At 49.6% G+C, this 16,313-nt stretch carries 11 protein-coding genes and 1 riboswitch; of the genes, 9 read left to right on the top strand and 2 right to left on the bottom strand.

Annotation, left to right across the window (positions count from 1 at the left end):
• Positions 1-528 precede the first annotated feature (528 nt).
• The gene (locus DESLBE_RS09625) at positions 529-1,614 is read right to left on the bottom strand and encodes a hypothetical protein (RefSeq protein WP_243131278.1); all 1,086 of its coding nucleotides are present in this window, start codon (positions 1,612-1,614) and stop codon (positions 529-531) included.
• A 247-nt stretch (positions 1,615-1,861) separates the two neighbouring features.
• On the opposite strand from DESLBE_RS09625, the gene DESLBE_RS09620 reads away from it, so the two are divergent.
• A complete protein-coding gene (locus DESLBE_RS09620) occupies positions 1,862-2,665 on the top strand; it encodes a glycosyltransferase (protein ID WP_144676453.1) in 804 nt (267 codons plus the stop codon).
• 52 nt (positions 2,666-2,717) lie between these two features.
• Here the strand turns inward: DESLBE_RS09620 and DESLBE_RS09615 are convergent, their stop codons facing one another.
• The gene (locus tag DESLBE_RS09615; protein WP_243131277.1) at positions 2,718-4,157 is read right to left on the bottom strand and encodes a YncE family protein; all 1,440 of its coding nucleotides are present in this window, start codon (positions 4,155-4,157) and stop codon (positions 2,718-2,720) included.
• Positions 4,158-4,458: 301 nt separating this feature from the next.
• A riboswitch (purine riboswitch) is annotated at positions 4,459-4,560 on the top strand.
• 304 nt (positions 4,561-4,864) lie between these two features.
• On the opposite strand from DESLBE_RS09615, the gene DESLBE_RS09610 reads away from it, so the two are divergent.
• From DESLBE_RS09610 to purH, 8 genes are all read left to right on the top strand, one after another.
• Complete coding sequence (locus tag DESLBE_RS09610) at positions 4,865-8,719, top strand: phosphoribosylformylglycinamidine synthase subunit PurQ (RefSeq protein ID WP_144676451.1); 3,855 nt, start codon at positions 4,865-4,867, stop codon at positions 8,717-8,719.
• A gap of 50 nt (positions 8,720-8,769) precedes the next feature.
• Entirely contained in the window at positions 8,770-9,264 is a 495-nt protein-coding gene (gene purE / locus DESLBE_RS09605; protein WP_005817242.1) for a 5-(carboxyamino)imidazole ribonucleotide mutase, read from the top strand.
• 153 nt (positions 9,265-9,417) lie between these two features.
• Positions 9,418-10,713, top strand: coding sequence for an adenylosuccinate lyase (gene purB, locus DESLBE_RS09600; protein WP_144676449.1), 1,296 nt, complete (start codon positions 9,418-9,420; stop codon positions 10,711-10,713).
• Positions 10,714-10,830: 117 nt separating this feature from the next.
• The gene (gene purC / locus DESLBE_RS09595; RefSeq protein ID WP_144676447.1) at positions 10,831-11,547 is read left to right on the top strand and encodes a phosphoribosylaminoimidazolesuccinocarboxamide synthase; all 717 of its coding nucleotides are present in this window, start codon (positions 10,831-10,833) and stop codon (positions 11,545-11,547) included.
• Positions 11,548-11,565: 18 nt separating this feature from the next.
• Positions 11,566-12,984 (top strand): amidophosphoribosyltransferase, encoded by a 1,419-nt coding sequence (gene purF, locus DESLBE_RS09590; protein WP_011461475.1) that lies wholly within the window; start codon positions 11,566-11,568, stop codon positions 12,982-12,984.
• A 41-nt stretch (positions 12,985-13,025) separates the two neighbouring features.
• Positions 13,026-14,045 (top strand): phosphoribosylformylglycinamidine cyclo-ligase, encoded by a 1,020-nt coding sequence (purM, locus tag DESLBE_RS09585; protein WP_011461474.1) that lies wholly within the window; start codon positions 13,026-13,028, stop codon positions 14,043-14,045.
• On the top strand, positions 14,045-14,644 hold the full coding sequence (purN, locus tag DESLBE_RS09580) for a phosphoribosylglycinamide formyltransferase (RefSeq protein WP_005817233.1): 600 nt from the start codon (positions 14,045-14,047) through the stop codon (positions 14,642-14,644). Before purM ends, purN begins: the two co-directional genes overlap by 1 nt.
• Positions 14,645-14,696: 52 nt before the next feature.
• Positions 14,697-16,253 (top strand): bifunctional phosphoribosylaminoimidazolecarboxamide formyltransferase/IMP cyclohydrolase, encoded by a 1,557-nt coding sequence (purH, locus tag DESLBE_RS09575; protein ID WP_144676445.1) that lies wholly within the window; start codon positions 14,697-14,699, stop codon positions 16,251-16,253.
• The last annotated feature ends 60 nt before the right edge of the window (positions 16,254-16,313 follow it).

Raw genomic sequence — 16,313 nt, 5'->3', positions numbered from 1 at the left:
TCCTATGAGTAAGTCACCTAAAAGGATGAGCGGCCATGACCATGAACTGCGTTTTCCTGATTAAGGCAGGAACCGTGGCGGAGGATAGGATGAAACCGATTGCCGTCTGGTGGAGGCCAGAGGTCTGATTCCTTATGGAAAATGGTTCCCACTGCCAGTCTCGGCAGATTGGCAAGCGCTTGCCAATCTGAAGATAAAGAAATTGGTTTAGCTAAGACAAAATACAGCTTAACACCCTCTTATCCCATCTGCTTTTGATCGATATTAGTCGATATCATGATCAAAAGCTTGTAATGGTTTGTTGAAGGGTATCAGTTTGCGATTCAGCCGGTGTTGGTTTTTTGTAAGAGTCTTTAGCCGGTTCATGGCACTGATCCCAGGTTTGAACAGATCCGATACAAGGATGAGACGATTGGGATTTTTGGGGAACTACTACGAAAATTGAACTTATAGACCCGAATGAAAAAGCGGTTAGGACTTCATGCTAATGAAATCTTAACCGCTTAAATTTTTGTAATTATCATGTAATTATTTGAGGTACAGAACCGGAGAAGGCATCAGGAAGAAGTAGTCCTCAGGACGACTTAGATCAATCTGTATGTTATTGGATACGGCATTGCCGCTTTGGTCCATAACAATAAGCTTGACCAGGATGTCCTTAATACGGTCCTCCCTTAATTGTCTTCTGCTGAGTGAGGATTTATAACAATTGTTTTCCTTGGTGATACTCATCAGATATTTGACGGTAGAATCTTCAGTAGGGTGAGTTACCCCCACCATAGAGTAAATGAGAGGTTCCCTGGAATCATCTGTGGCTTCATCCCATTGGAAAAAGAGTCCTTCGGAAGTTACCTCGGTGAGTTGAAGCAAGGGCATACTGGGGGCATCCCGATCTTCTTTACCCTTAAGTCCGGAAAGATTGACAAAATAATCATAGAGCCCGGGAACTTCCCAGGCCAGGGGCAGATGAGCGTTTTCCTGGGGGGTATACTGATAGGAACGGATCCGGGTTAAATTTGGACTGCCAAAAAGTTGTACATAGTCTTCGGCAGCAATTTCCACGGCTGACCAGCAGTGGTCACCGTTGTCGATTTCTGTATAGTGGTTGAGATTGCGGATTTTTGCGTATTCAGAATCAAGATAATTATTGGATATGCCTTCTTTTTTATTCAGATAATAATAAAGAAAATGGTGCCCGTATTCATGAGAGAGGGTATTGAGGACATAGGGATTATCATCCCCCACGCCAAAAAGATCAATATAGCGCCCTGGAGCAATCTGGTCTCTAAACCACTCCCCGTGCCACATGCCTACGGTATTCGTCCCTCTGGGATAATCAGGGTAGAGATTGATGTGGGATAAATAAGCGATTTCCTCCCCTATGGTATTCTTCGCAAATTCATCATAGATTTCTTTGAGCTTGTCCAGGTCATAACCGGGTACGTAGCTGCGAATCTCCACACCATGGGTGCCTTTATAGGTTAGGAGAGGGGCCTCGGAATTAGCCTGGAGAGCGGAGGCACTGACTGCAAAGTGGTTTCCTCCCAGCAAAGTGATGCATACCAAGAAAAGTGTAATGACTAAGGTTCTGCTTTTTTTGTTCAAGTGAATCATCCTCTCTAGTTAATATATTCACAATAAATGAAGAGAATCCTCTTTCTTATACAGAATCTTAGAAGTTTTTTATCTTTTAAGAAGGTCAAATTATTCTGGGGGAGTAATTTGAGGGGCACTTGGCGAAAAATGAATTTTTTGGAAGGGCATTTTGCTGTGCTTTTGTAGGTTTTCCTTAGAAAGATTGCATAGAATGGAGCAGAGTGACAAAAGAAGAGACAGTATTATGACAAATAGGAGCGAGGCTATGGATGAACTAATCCGCATGGAGAAGGAGAAAAGCCAAATCAGAAAACTTCGGGAGAAATACCAAGGGATAGAGAGGCCCGGGGTGTCCATCATTTTACCCACTTCTAAGCCAAAGTATTTACAAAATATCTATGCTAACCTTCAGCGCATACACTATCCGAAGGTCGAATACATCGTGATTATCAACACCTCCCGCGCCCGGCCTGAGATCTATTATGAGAAGTTAAAGGATTTGGCAGAGATCCGGTTTTTAGTTTTAAACGAGAGCTACACTCTGGGGGATTGTCTTAATTATGGTATCGACATGGCCAAGTATGATTATATCGGGAAAATGGATGACGATGACTATTATGGAGCCTTTTTCTTAGAGGATCTGATGCTGGCTTTCCAATATACCAATGCACAGATTGTGGGTAAAGGGGTCCATTTTGTTTATTTTGAGTCCAATTTTGCCTTAGGGATCCGCTTGCCTATCGCCGTTCCCTACTCCCTTGAGGAAGGAGTGTTTTTTGAAAACCGTTATACAAGGGGACCGTCCTTGTCGGGGGGGACCTTTATGATCAAGAGAGAGGTTTTCGGGAAGGTGAGGTTTCCCTCCGTAAACTTAGGGGAGGATGTGAAATTTCTTCAGGAGTGCACGAGACGGAATATCTTGATCTATGGAGCGGATCGCTATAATTATGTTTACATGCGTCATGGGGATCGCATGGATCATACCTGGAGTGTAAACTCTGACTTTGTTTACCGGCAAGCTCATATTTTACAGCAGGGGGGAGATTTTCTACCGATGATTACAGTATGAACGAGGAAATTTTAGGGCTCCTTAACACGGATTGTGTAAGGAGCCCTTTGGTTTATTCTGTGGGGTGGATCTGCTGCATGGCCACAAGCTGGGTCCGGATAATGAGGTCCAGGGAGTTGGGGGTGGGAACGGACTTGCCAATGACTTCGGATTGAGTAAAGATCCTTAAGTTGAAATTCTGTTTGATTCGAGATGGAGTAAGATGGGTTTCTACGGCAGAGAGCACATGGTGGATAGCATCCTTTAGCTCGTGAAGCTGGTTTTGCTCATCTCGATAAATAATTTTATAAGGAATCCGCAGGGAAAAGGTGAGATGATGATAATTAGGCCGAAGTGGAATGGGGAGGATACTGATGGAATGATGTTTGACTTCGGCCTCCTCAAAGATTAATCCTTCGGCAATAGCTGCGGGTATGGGGAACTGGTGATGAATGGTAAGGTCAAAGGGCTTAGGCGGTTTAAAATAGAGCTTTTCCGTGACAAAGGAATAGGGCCTTTGAGTGTTGCAGGGGAGGACCTCAGATAGAAGCAATTGACGATGGCTCTCACTTATGGCAACCCCTTGACGGGTTTGGACTGAGAGCGGGGCATAGAGAGTGCTGATGATTGCCTTGGTTTCAGTATCGATCAGAGTAAGCTGGCAACCATTGGTTACCCAGAGTTGGGAACCCTCCGGAGTCAGGGTAAGCTCACGAGGAGCAGATAGTGACGGTATGGTTGCAAGTACCTGATGTTCGTAGGTGGAGATAATGCTGATGGAATCGGAATCATGGTTCGTAACGTAAGCGAGGGGCCGACTGGGATGGAGCGCAATCCGCTGGGGATTCCGGCCTACCGGGATTGAGGCGACTTCCCCCCGCAGGCCAAGGTCGACTACGGAAACCCGATTTTCAGGGGATAGAATGAGGTAGAGGAGGGTACCGTCAGGAGATAAGGCCAGGCCTACGGGGGATAAAGCTAGGTCTGGGGAAGATAAAGGAGAATTCTTTGGGTAATCCTTGAGATGAAAAGTGTCCGCAGCTTGATGATGCTCTGTGTCGATGATGGAAATGGAACAGCCAGCCTGGTGGGATACATAAAGTTTTTTGCCATCACTGGATAGAGCAAGGCCGCTGGGGTATAAATTTAAGGGAATGGTATTTATGACTTCATCTTTATGCAGATCGATAACCGAGATGAGCTGCTCTTCAGGGCCGGCAACATACCCCTTGGCACCTGCAGAATCGATTACCAGAGCTTGAGGATTTTTTCCGACGGGGATGGTCCTTTTTACAATGAAGGAGTCACAATCAATTACGGAAAGGGTAGCACTTCCGCGATTGGGGACATAAAGTTTTTTACCTTCCGGAAAGCAGGCTAAGTATCCGGGGCCGATCCCCACGGGAATCATCCCGAGAAGCTTTTCTGATTCCATATGATAGACAGCAATATCACCCCGCAACGAGGAGTCAATTGCCGGCATGCTCACCCAAGCCAGCAAACTATGAGTCAAATTTTTCGGCCTCCTTTAACACTGTGGTTCAACTTTAGGCACTCTAACTTTTTAAGGATTCTTTCTCAAGGTTCTTTTTCTCAGGATTCCAATAAGGCTCCGGTTGATCCTGTAGTATTCTATTCTTAAGATTTAAAGAAGCTACAGATCGGAGAGGATATTTGCAGGCGGAAAGGGCAGGGAGTTCTTGTAAAAAAGTCGAACGATTTTGTTTAAAAACAATAAAATGTTCGAAAAAGTGTTGACCGATGAATTAAGAAACGGTACAATTATTCCAGAAGATAGCTACTGCAAAGCAAACAAAAAATTTAAATAGGGCGTTCATATAATCGCGGAGATAGGGTCCGCAAGTTTCTACCGGGCTGCCGTAAATGGCCTGACTATGAGCGAAACTGTGCCCAGGGTATTGCCCGAGGGGCACAGGTCTGACGGTTGCCTGCTAAGGTGGATTCTTTAAGGAATGGACCTTGGTCTGCTGTCGGATCACACCCATGGGACAAAGGAAGCATATTTCCTATGTCCAGGACGTTTCGTCACTTGCACCCGCTCAAGAGTGGAGCCTGGTGGCGGATAGTCGTGGAGACAAGCCCAGGCGGGTAGGTTTCACTCTTTTTAAGCAAGGTGGAATCTACCTGTCTTTTTTTCACTAATGATTGTTTCATTGGTTAGTGGGTAATAGCTAAGAAGACATTGAACAGGAGGGTATCATGGAACTGCAAAGCGTAAAGCGTATTTATGTGGAGAAGAAGCCTGGTTTTAATATCGAAGCCCAGGGGCTGCTGCAGGATATTCAGGAAAACCTGGGCATCAAAAACTTGGAAGATTTAAGGATCATCAACCGCTATGATGTGGCAGGTATTACATCTGAAGAATACGCTCAGGCCAGAAGGATCATTTTTTCCGAACCGACCGTGGATTGGGTTTATGATGAAGAACTTAAGCTTGCTCCCCAAGACCGTGTATTTGCCATGGAGTACCTTCCCGGTCAATATGATCAACGGGCGGATTCAGCAAGGCAATGCATTCAGATTCTTACCCAAAAGGAGCGTCCGGAGATTGCTGCTGCGAAAGTGATGGTTCTTAAGGGGCAGATCACAGAAGCTGAACTGGAGCGCATCAAGCAGTATTGCATTAATCCGGTGGAATCCCGGGAGGCCGGTTTGGAGAAACCTGAAAACCTGGCCTTTGTTCCTGAACTGCCTGAGGATGTGGAAACCATTGAGGGTTTCACAGGGATGGCGCAAACAGAGCTGGAACAGTTCTATCAAGGAGCAGGCCTGGCCATGAGCCTGGAGGATTTGGCTTTCTGTCAGGGGTATTTCCGGGATGAAGAGAAACGGGATCCCACCATTACGGAGATTCGGGTTATCGATACCTATTGGTCGGATCATTGCCGCCATACTACCTTTTTTACCCAATTGCAAAATATCGTCATCGCGGAAGGGGAGTTTGCGGAGCCTATTCGCAAAGCCTATGAGGAATATCAGGAGTCCCGGGGGTTGGTTTATGGGGAAAAGGCTGAGAGCCGGGATGTCTGTCTGATGGATTTGGCTGTGATCGGCATGAAGGAGCTGAAAAAGAAGGGACTTCTTCAGGATCTTGACGAGTCTGATGAAATTAATGCTTGCAGCATTGTTGTCAATGTGGATGTAGATGGCCGGAGTGAAGAATGGCTTGTCATGTTTAAAAATGAAACCCATAACCATCCTACGGAAATCGAGCCTTTTGGAGGCGCGGCCACCTGTCTGGGCGGGGCCATCCGGGATCCTTTATCCGGGCGGACTTATGTCTATCAGGCCATGCGGGTTACCGGCAGCGGCGATCCCCGGGCCAAAGTAGAGGAAACCTTGCCTGGAAAGCTGCCGCAACGAAAGATTACTACAGTTGCTGCAGCCGGCTATAGTTCTTACGGCAACCAAATCGGCTTAGCCACCGGACAAGTTGCCGAAGTTTATGACGAAGGTTTTATCGCCAAGCGGATGGAGATCGGCGCGGTTATCGCCGCGGCACCCAGGGAAAATGTGGTGCGGGAAGCGCCTAAACCCGGGGATGTGGTGGTTTTAGTGGGAGGACGTACCGGCCGGGATGGTTGCGGAGGGGCTACGGGCTCGTCCAAAGAGCATACTACGGAATCTTTGGCCACTTGTGGAGCAGAAGTGCAAAAGGGGAATCCCCCCACGGAGAGAAAAATACAACGCCTCTTCCGCAACCCTAAAGTCAGCAGGATGATTAAGAAATGCAATGACTTTGGGGCAGGTGGGGTGTCGGTAGCTATTGGTGAATTAACCGATGGTTTAGAGATCGATCTGGACGCAGTTCCCAAGAAATATGAGGGCCTGGATGGTACGGAGCTGGCTATCTCTGAATCACAGGAGCGGATGGCGGTGGTCATCGCCGCGGAAAACCTGGAAGCTTTCGTCGGCTATGCGGATGAGGAAAACCTGGAGGCCACTTTAGTGGCTAAGGTCAGTGAGCATCCCCGGCTGAATATGACCTGGCGGGGCCAAACCATTGTGGATATCAGCCGGGAGTTTCTGAACACGAACGGCGTGAAGCAAAAGACGGATGTATCTGTGCTGCTTCCGGAAAGCAGCGAGAATTATTTCCGACAGCTTCCCCAAGGGGGCAGAAGCGGAGAGACCGCTTCAGGTGCTGCCGCCGACAGCTCATCAGGGGCAGCGGCAGGTGATATGAGTTTAGCAGGAATGGCCTTAGAGGATGCCTGGTTAGCCAATCTGCAGGATCTGAATGTCTGCAGTCAAAAAGGCCTGGTGGAACGCTTCGATAGTACCATTGGCGCGAATACAGTGCTGATGCCCTTTGGCGGAAAATATCAAGCCACCCCGGCCGAAGGAATGGTGGCCAAGATTCCTGTGGAGTCCGGAGATACTCGCACGGCGACGGCGATGACCTACGGATATAATCCCCAATGTGCCCAATGGAGTCCTTTCCACGGTGCCCTCTATGCCGTGGTGGAGGCGGTTACGAAAATGGTGGCCCTGGGAGCCGATTATCGAAGCATTCGCTTAACCCTGCAGGAGTATTTTGAAAAGCTGGGCAAGGATCCTCAGAAATGGGGCAAACCTTTCTCTGCTCTTTTAGGAGCCTTCTATGCCCAAAAGAAGCTGGGAATTCCCGCTATTGGCGGTAAGGACAGCATGTCCGGAACCTTCATGGATCGGCATGTGCCTCCCACTTTAGTGGCTTTCGCAGTAGGGGTGTTAAATACAGATAGAGTTATTTCTCAGGAGTTTAAACAGGCAGGCAGCCAGGTGGTCCTGGTTCCGGCAAGGCGGGATCAGGATGAAGTGATAGATTTTGAACATCTCGCCGGGAATTATGATAAAGTTCATGAACTGATTCATGGGGGTAAAGTCCTGTCTTCCCACACTGTAAAAATGGGGGGGCTGGCTGCTGCTCTTACGAAGATGGCCTTTGGCAACAGGATCGGCATGAAGTTCAGCTCACCTATGGCCGGGGCGGATTTGTTCCGGACGGATTATGGCTCCATTATTTTGGAAATTCCCGCAGCAGTTGAGCTCGGGGATGCCCTTGGCGAAGTCAGGTATATGGTTCTGGGCAGCACTCAGGAAAAGCCTGCCATCGAACTGAATGAAGCGGAAATCTTCCTGGATAAAGCCTTGGCAATTTGGGAAAAACCCTTGGAGAGAATCTTCCCCACCAAAACTGCAACCGTAGATCAGCCGCAAAAGATTTCTTTTGGTGAACGAAATTCACAACGGCCAGCCATTAAACTGGCCAAGCCCCGGGTGTTTATCCCTGTTTTTCCGGGGACGAATTGTGAGTATGATTCAGAACGGGCTTTCACCAAAGCCGGGGCTGTGGTGGAGACCTTAGTGATTCGCAATCTGACCCCTGACCATGTGGAAGAGTCTATTGCCGGGATTGTCAAAGGGATAGAAAGAGCACAAATGGTTATGCTCCCCGGCGGTTTCAGTGCCGGGGATGAGCCGGACGGTTCCGGTAAATTTATCGCCACGATGTTCCGCAATCCCCGCATCAAAGAAGCGGTCATGAAACTGCTTAAGCAAAGAGATGGCTTAATGCTGGGAATCTGCAACGGGTTCCAGGCTTTGATCAAATTAGGTTTAGTGCCCTATGGGGAAATCATGGATCTGGATGAAGAGGCGCCAACCTTAACCTATAATAAAATCGGACGCCATGTTTCCTGTATGGTGCAGACCAAAGTGGTCTCCACCTTATCTCCCTGGTTCAGTGGGATGGAGTTGGGAGATATTCATACCATCCCTGTATCCCATGGGGAAGGCCGGTTTGTGGCCAGCCCGGATGTGGTCAGGAAGCTGATGGAGAGGGGACAAGTGGCCACTCAATATGTGGATCACCAAGGATGTCCCAGCAACGAAGTTCTTTACAATCCCAACGGCTCCTATGAAGCCATTGAGGGGATCACCAGTCCGGATGGCCGTGTCCTGGGCAAGATGGGGCACTCCGAGCGTGTGGGTGAAGGTGTGGCCATCAATATCAGCGGGAATAAATATCAGCCGATCTTTGCAGGCGGCGTGAATTATTTTAGAGGATAATCGTATTACCGATTAATGAAACAAGGGACAAAGCAAAGGGAGGAAGCAATATGAATTTGGTTGGTATCGTCATGGGCAGTGATTCGGATTTTAACGTGATGGAGGATGCTATCAAAGTCCTGAAGGAATTCGGGGTAAGTTTTGAGGTCAAGGTGTCCTCTGCTCATCGAACTCTGGAAAGAACCTTGAATTGGGTTAAGGAATTTGAAGGACAGGGGGGCAAGGTGATTATTGCGGGGGCAGGAATGGCTGCCCACTTGCCCGGTGTCGTGGCCGGAGCGACGACTCTGCCGGTGATCGGGGTACCTATTCGCAGCGGCGCCTTGGAGGGTGTGGACGCCCTCTATGCCATCGTCCAGATGCCTCCCGGCATTCCTGTGGCAACTGTAGGGATCAACGCGGCTAAGAATGCCGGACTCTTAGGGGTTCAGATGCTGGCCAATGCTGATGATCAGTTGAAAGAAGCTTTGCATAACTACCGGGTCAAGATGGCGCAAGGGGTGGAAGAGAAGGATAAAGCTCTGCAGGAGAAACTTCAGAAGTAATCCGGTTTTTATGAACAGCGACTTCGCCTCATTTGCAAGTATGCGTTTAGGGCAAATAAGTGGGTCGACAGTGTCTTCGGGCGAAGCAACAGGTGTGAAAGCAGTGCTTTCAGGGTTTTCTTTATTCTAAATAACCGATAAAGGGGTTTGCAGATGATTGAACGGTATACCCTTCCTGAGATGGGGAGGATCTGGACGGATGAACATCGGCTGGAGCTTTGGCTCAAGATTGAGATAGCAGCCTGTGAAGGCTGGGCAAAGCTGGGCAGAATTCCGGAAGATGCAGTTAAGGTGATCCGTGAGCGGGCGGCGTTTTCCTGGGAAAGAGTCAAGGAAATTGAAGAGATCACCCACCATGATGTGCTGGCTTTTACCACCAATGTAGCGGAATATGTAGGTGAGGAAGCTAAATACATTCACCTGGGTCTCACTTCTTCAGATGTTCTGGATACGGCTTTATCCCTGCAGATGGTGGAAGCTGCGGACATCTTGCTGGCGAAGCTGGTACGGCTGGAAGAAGTGCTGAAAGAGAGAGCTCTTGAGCATAAAGATACCTTGATGATGGGGAGAACCCATGGCATCCATGCGGAACCCATCACCATGGGGCTGAAATTTGCCTTGTGGTACGAGGAGATTAAACGCCAAATCAGCCGCCTCCAGTTTGCCCGGGAGGAGATTCGGGTGGGAAAAATCTCCGGGGCAGTGGGAACTTTTGCTAATGTTGAGCCTTTTGTGGAAGAATGGGTCTGTGAGTCCCTGGGATTAAAGGCGGATCCCATCTCCACCCAAGTAGTGCAGCGTGACCGCCACGCCTTTTACGTGACTGCTCTGGCCGGGGTAGCCAGCAGCTTGGACAGAATAGCCACAGAACTGCGCAATCTTCAGCGCACCGATGTTCATGAGGTGGAGGAACCTTTTGCCAAGGGACAAAAGGGCTCTTCGGCAATGCCCCATAAGAAAAACCCCATTACCGGGGAAAGAATCTGCGGTATGGCCAGGGTTATCCGCAGCAATGCCCAGACGGCTTTAGAGAATGTGGCTCTTTGGCATGAGCGGGATATCTCCCATTCCTCGGCGGAGCGGATTATTCTGCCGGACAGCACCATTGCCTTGGATTATATGCTGGATAAAATGATTAAGCTGATCCAGGGATTGCGGGTTTACCCGGAAACCATGCAGGAAAATATCAATAAAGTAGTTGGCCTGATCTTTTCCCAAAGGGTTATGCTGACCTTGGTGGAAAAAGGACTGAGCAGAGAAGACGCTTATGCCTGGACCCAAAGGAATGCTATGCAGGCTTGGGAGACTAAGGAGGCTTTCCAATCCTTGGTGCTTAAGGATCAGGATATTCGGAAGTATTTAGGCGAAGAGGAAATTGCCGAACTTTTCGATTACAGCTACCATACGAAGCATGTGGATACCATTTTCAAGAGAGTCGGGCTTCTTTAAATTTCTTTGGGAAACCAGCGTAGCTGAGGTGATGTACAGGCTGAAGCTGGTGGCAATTACTGAAGTGATTGGCATGAAACGATTTACATGAAGCAATTTATATGAGGAGAGTGTGCTATGGAAAAAGGCCAAATGTTATATGAAGGAAAAGCCAAGAAGGTTTATACAACCGATCAGGAAGGGATCTATTGGGTAGAGTATAAGGATGATGCCACTGCTTTTAACGGGGAGAAGAAAGGGACCATTGGGGATAAGGGAATAGTTAACAATCGTCTCTCCGCCCTCCTTTTCGAAGTTTTAGAAAAGACCGGGATCCCCACTCATTTTATAGAGCTGCTCAACGATCGGGAAATGCTGGTGCGCAAGCTGGAGATGATTCCCCTGGAAGTGGTGGTGCGCAATATCGCCGCCGGCAGCCTGGCCAAGCGTCTGGGAGTGGCAGAGGGGCTGAAATTATCACGGCCTGTGGTGGAATTGTACTACAAGGATGATGCTTTGGGTGATCCCTTTGTCAATGAGTCTCATTCCTTAGCTATGGGTTGGGCTGAAGAAGGAGATCTTAAAGAGATTCAGGAGCTGGGACTGAAAATCAATGGAGAGCTGCAAAAGATTTTGGACCAGGCCGGCATCATCCTGGTAGACTTTAAACTGGAATTCGGCAAAGCGGAGGGTAAAGTCTATTTGGGAGATGAGATTTCACCCGATACCTGCCGCTTTTGGGATAAAGAAACTCAGGAAAAGCTGGATAAGGATCGTTTTCGCCGTGATCTGGGCAAGGTTGAAGAAGCCTATGCGGAAGTGTATCGACGTGTTAAAGAAGTCCTTAAGGATTAAAATTAGGAGGGCATCGCTTTGAGAGAACCCTGGGATGATAAACCCCATGAGGAATGCGGAGTATTCGGTATTTATGCGCCTGAGCAGGAGGTGGCCCGTCTCACCTATTTCGGGCTCTATGCCTTACAGCATCGGGGACAGGAAAGTGCAGGGATTGCTGTATCCAATGGCCGGGATATCCAAGTCCATAAAGGAATGGGACTGGTGGCGGAGGTCTTTTCGGAAAGAATTCTTAAGGAACTTGAACAGGACGGTAAAATGGCCATCGGCCATGTGCGTTATTCAACCACAGGTTCCAGCCTCCTGACCAATGCCCAACCCTTAGTGGTTCATTACCAAAAGGGTATGATGGCTCTGGCTCATAATGGCAACTTGACCAATGCGGGAGAATTGCGGGAGGAATTGGCTAAAGAAGGGGCAGTCTTTCAGACCACTGTTGACTCAGAGGTGATTGTCCAGCTGATCGCCCGCTACGGCCGGGGGAGCTTAGAGGATGCCCTCGTCAAAACCATGCTGGATTTGCAGGGAGCCTATGCTTTAGTAGTGGCTGCAGAAGACAAGATTCTGGGGATGCGCGACCCCCATGGCGTCCGCCCTTTATGTATTGGTCAGCTGGAAGGACGGTATGTTCTGGCTTCGGAAAGCTGTGGCCTGGATACTATCGGAGCGGAATTCGTGCGCGATGTTCAGCCTGGAGAGATTGTGACCATCGATGAGGAAGGACTTCATTCCCGGCAGGGGTTTCCCGCCCAGAAAACAGCGGTCTGTGCCTTCGAATACATTTATTTTGCCCGTCCCGACAGTACCATGGATCAATTGAATGTGACCGAGAGCCGGCGGAGAATGGGCGTTGAGCTGGCCCGGGAATATCCTGTCGATGCCGATATTGTCATACCGGTACCTGATTCGGGGATGACCGCCGCTCTTGGCTATGCTGAGGAATCCGGCATCCCCTTTGCCCAGGGATTGCTGAAGAACCGATATGTGGGAAGAACCTTTATTCAACCCACCCAGGAAATGCGGGAAGTAGCGGTCCGCCTGAAGCTCAATGCCAATGCCCAAGTGATTAAGGGCAAGCGGGTCATTATGATCGATGACTCCATCGTGAGAGGAACCACCAGTTCCCGCATCGTCGAATTGCTGAGAAAGGTGGGAGCCAAGGAGGTCCATCTCCTCATCTGCTCGCCGCCGGTTCTTTATCCCTGTTACTATGGCATCGATACGGCGGAACGGGAGAAGCTGATTGCTACTCAGCTGGATCGGGAGGGGATACGTGACTATGTAGGAGCGGATTCTCTGCATTATCTATCGGAAGAGGGCGTTCAGCGGGCTTTAGGCGAGTTGTCAGTCTGTCTGGCCTGCTTTAATGGGGATTACCCTGCAGGGATACCTGCGGGAACCAGAGAGAAATGGGCAGAATTTAAAAGCAAGTGCTAAGAGATAACGCTGAGTGGGTTGCATAGAAAGGTGGTTCTGTAATGGGATATTCTTATCGGCAGGCCGGGGTGGACATTGATGCAGGAAACCAGGCGGTGGAACTGATGAAGCCGGCGGTAAAACGGACTGTTCGACCGGAGGTCATGGGCGGACTGGGTGGATTTGGCGGGCTGTTTGCCCTGGATCTTAAAAAATATCCGGAACCGGTTCTGGTCTCGGGAACGGACGGTGTGGGAACGAAGCTTAAGCTGGCGTTTCAGATGAACCGTCATGATACCATTGGCCAGGATGCAGTGGCTATGTGTGTCAATGATATATTAGTTCAAGGTGCGGAGCCTTTGTTCTTTCTCGATTATCTCGCCGTAGGAAAGCTGGTTCCGGAACGGGTAGCCCAGGTGGTCGGCGGAATCGCCAAGGGCTGTGAATTGGCGGGCTGTGCCCTGATTGGGGGAGAGACGGCAGAGATGCCGGGCTTTTATGACGAAGGGGAATACGATATTGCCGGTTTTGCTGTGGGGGCTGTGAATCGGCCTGACCTGATTGACGGTTCACAAATCCAGGCAGGGGATGTTCTGATCGGACTTCCTTCTTCAGGATTTCATAGCAATGGCTATTCCTTGGTTCGTAAAATTTTTACTCCTGACCTATGGGAGAAAAACTATCCGGAGCTGGGAGAAACCTTGGGTGAAGCTTTAATTAGGCCCACCCGGATTTATGTCAAGACTGTCCTGCCTCTGATCGAAAGCCGCAAAGTTCTTGGTATGGCCCATATTACCGGGGGAGGTCTTACGGAAAATATTCCCCGGATTCTCCCTGAAGGATTGGGAATAAAAATCGCTCGTTCGGCTTGGCAGGTCCCGGCCCTCTTCACCCTTTTGCAAAGGCTGGGTGAGGTGGAGGAAGCAGAAATGCTGCGCACCTTTAATATGGGCATTGGCTTTGTGCTGATCGTCCATCCTGAAGATGTCGATTTTATTCAGACTCAGCTCCAGGCAGCCGGTGAAAAGTGCTTTGTCTTAGGAGAGGTAAGCGGGCAAAGCGAAGGAGTGAGTTATCTTTGATGCGGATCGGAGTGCTTGCGTCAGGGCGCGGGAGTAATTTGCAAGCCTTGATTGAAGCCTGGAAGCTTGGCGAATTAAACGGGGAACTGGTGGCTGTGGGTTCGGACCATGAAGAGGCCCTGGCTCTCAAAAGAGCGGAAGAGGCTGGAATACCCCATGGTGCCTTTCCCTTGAGCCGGTTTTCTTCCCGCCAGGAGCAGGAGAAAGCGATCCTGACCTGGCTGCGGGAACAAAAGGTGGAGATTTTGGTCTTAGCCGGATTTATGAGGGTTTTAAGCAAGGAGTTTCTCCAGGATATTCAGATTCCTGTACTCAATATCCACCCCTCCCTTTTGCCCTCTTTCCAAGGATTGCATGCTCAAAGGCAAGCCCTTGACTACGGGGTCAAAATCTCCGGATGCACAGTTCATTTTGTGGATGAAGGTCTGGACAGCGGCCCCATTATTGCCCAAGAAGCGGTGCCGGTTTTGCCGGGGGATACGGAGGATTCCTTGTCTGCCCGTATCTTGGAAGCAGAGCACCGTCTTTATCCGGAAGCAGTAGGATGGGTGGCCGGTGGACGGATCAAAAGAAATGGGCGCATCGTAGTTAAGCTATAGGCATAGTAAAATAAAATGAGCAGTTGTAAAGGAATTGGATGGGGGTTTTTTGATGAATCGTCGAGCTGTGCTCAGCGTCTCCAATAAAACAGGTCTTGTGGAGCTTGCCCGAGGACTTGTGGAATTGGGCTTTGACTTGATTTCTACCGGCGGCACCTTTAAAACGTTGACCGAAGCGGGGCTGCCTGTTCGCTATGTTACCGAGGTCACGGGATTTCCGGAGATTCTGGATGGGCGGGTCAAGACCCTTCATCCCAGGATTCATGGGGGTATTTTGGCCAGAGCTACGGCAGAGCATTTGCAGCAGCTGGAGGACAATGGCATCGGGTTGATCGATCTTGTGGTGGTCAATCTCTATCCCTTTAAGGAGACCATTGCCAGGCCGGGGGTTTCGTTCCAGGAGGCTATTGAAAATATTGATATTGGCGGTCCTTCCATGGTTCGTGCGGCGGCAAAGAATCAGGAGCGGGTGAGTATCGTCGTCAATCCGGAGCGGTACCCGGAGGTGCTTCAGGCCCTGCGTGAGCAAGGGGAAATCTCTTATGATATGCGTAAACGTTTGGCGGCAGAGGCCTTTGCCCATACAGCCGAATATGATCAATGCATTGCCGGGTATTTGACTGCCGCACTTGCTGAGGAATCCGTTTCCTCTTCTTCTTCACCTTTCCCTGCAACCATAACACTTGGGGGCCAAAAGGCTCAGGATCTTCGCTATGGGGAAAACCCTGCTCAGAAGGCGGCCTTTTACCGGGGGGCGGATGCAGCGGGCACCTTGGCCTATGGTGAACAGATTCAGGGTAAAGAATTATCCTATAACAATTGGATGGATATGGACGCGGCCTGGGGGATTGTTCAGGATTTCAGTGAGCCGGCCTGTGCTATTATTAAGCATACCAATCCCTGCGGTACAGCCTTGGGGAAAACTGCTTTGGAAGCTTATGAAAAGGCCCTGGCAGCGGACCCGGTCTCGGCCTTTGGCGGAATTATTGCCTTTAACCGGACCGTCGATGCTGAATGTGCCGCCTCACTTAAGGCTCACTTCTATGAAGTTATCGTTGCCCATGAGTTCAGCTCTGACGCCAGGGCAATACTACAGGAAAAGAAAAACCTTCGTCTCGTCAAAGTAGCACAGGACGGGAAGCCAGCCCATACGCCCTGGAAAGTTCGTTCCATTCAAGGAGGATTTCTAATTCAGGAAGAGGATGGGGGGACTACGCCGATCTCCGCATGGGAGGTCGTCAGCAAGCGCCAACCTGAACCTGAAGAACTTCGTGAACTGGACTTTGCCTGGCGGGTGGTAAAGCATGTTAAATCCAATGCCATTGTACTGGCCAAAGCCGGTCAAACCCTTGGCGTGGGAGCGGGACAGATGAATCGGGTTGGCTCAGTTAAGATTGCTTTAGAACAGGCGGGGGATAAAGCCCAAGGGGCTTATCTGGCCTCCGATGCTTTTTTCCCATTCCCCGATTCCCTGGAAGAGGCGGCTAAGGCAGGAGTGCGGGCTGTGGTTCAACCGGGGGGCTCTGTCAGAGATGCGGAAGTTATCGAAGCGGCTGACCGTTTGAATTTGATTATGGTGTTTACGAACCGCCGTCACTTTAAGCACTGAGTATAGCTGTCATGTCGCTGTGCGGTTTTGGCAGAGAGTGAAAAGGCTCCTGCCTGGGTC

The sequence above is a fragment of the Desulfitobacterium sp. LBE genome, from assembly GCF_007830365.1.
Classification (GTDB): Bacteria; Bacillota; Desulfitobacteriia; order Desulfitobacteriales; family Desulfitobacteriaceae; genus Desulfitobacterium; species Desulfitobacterium hafniense.
The sequence above is the reverse complement of the archived record's forward strand: the minus strand, read 5'-3'. Positions and strand labels throughout refer to the sequence as shown.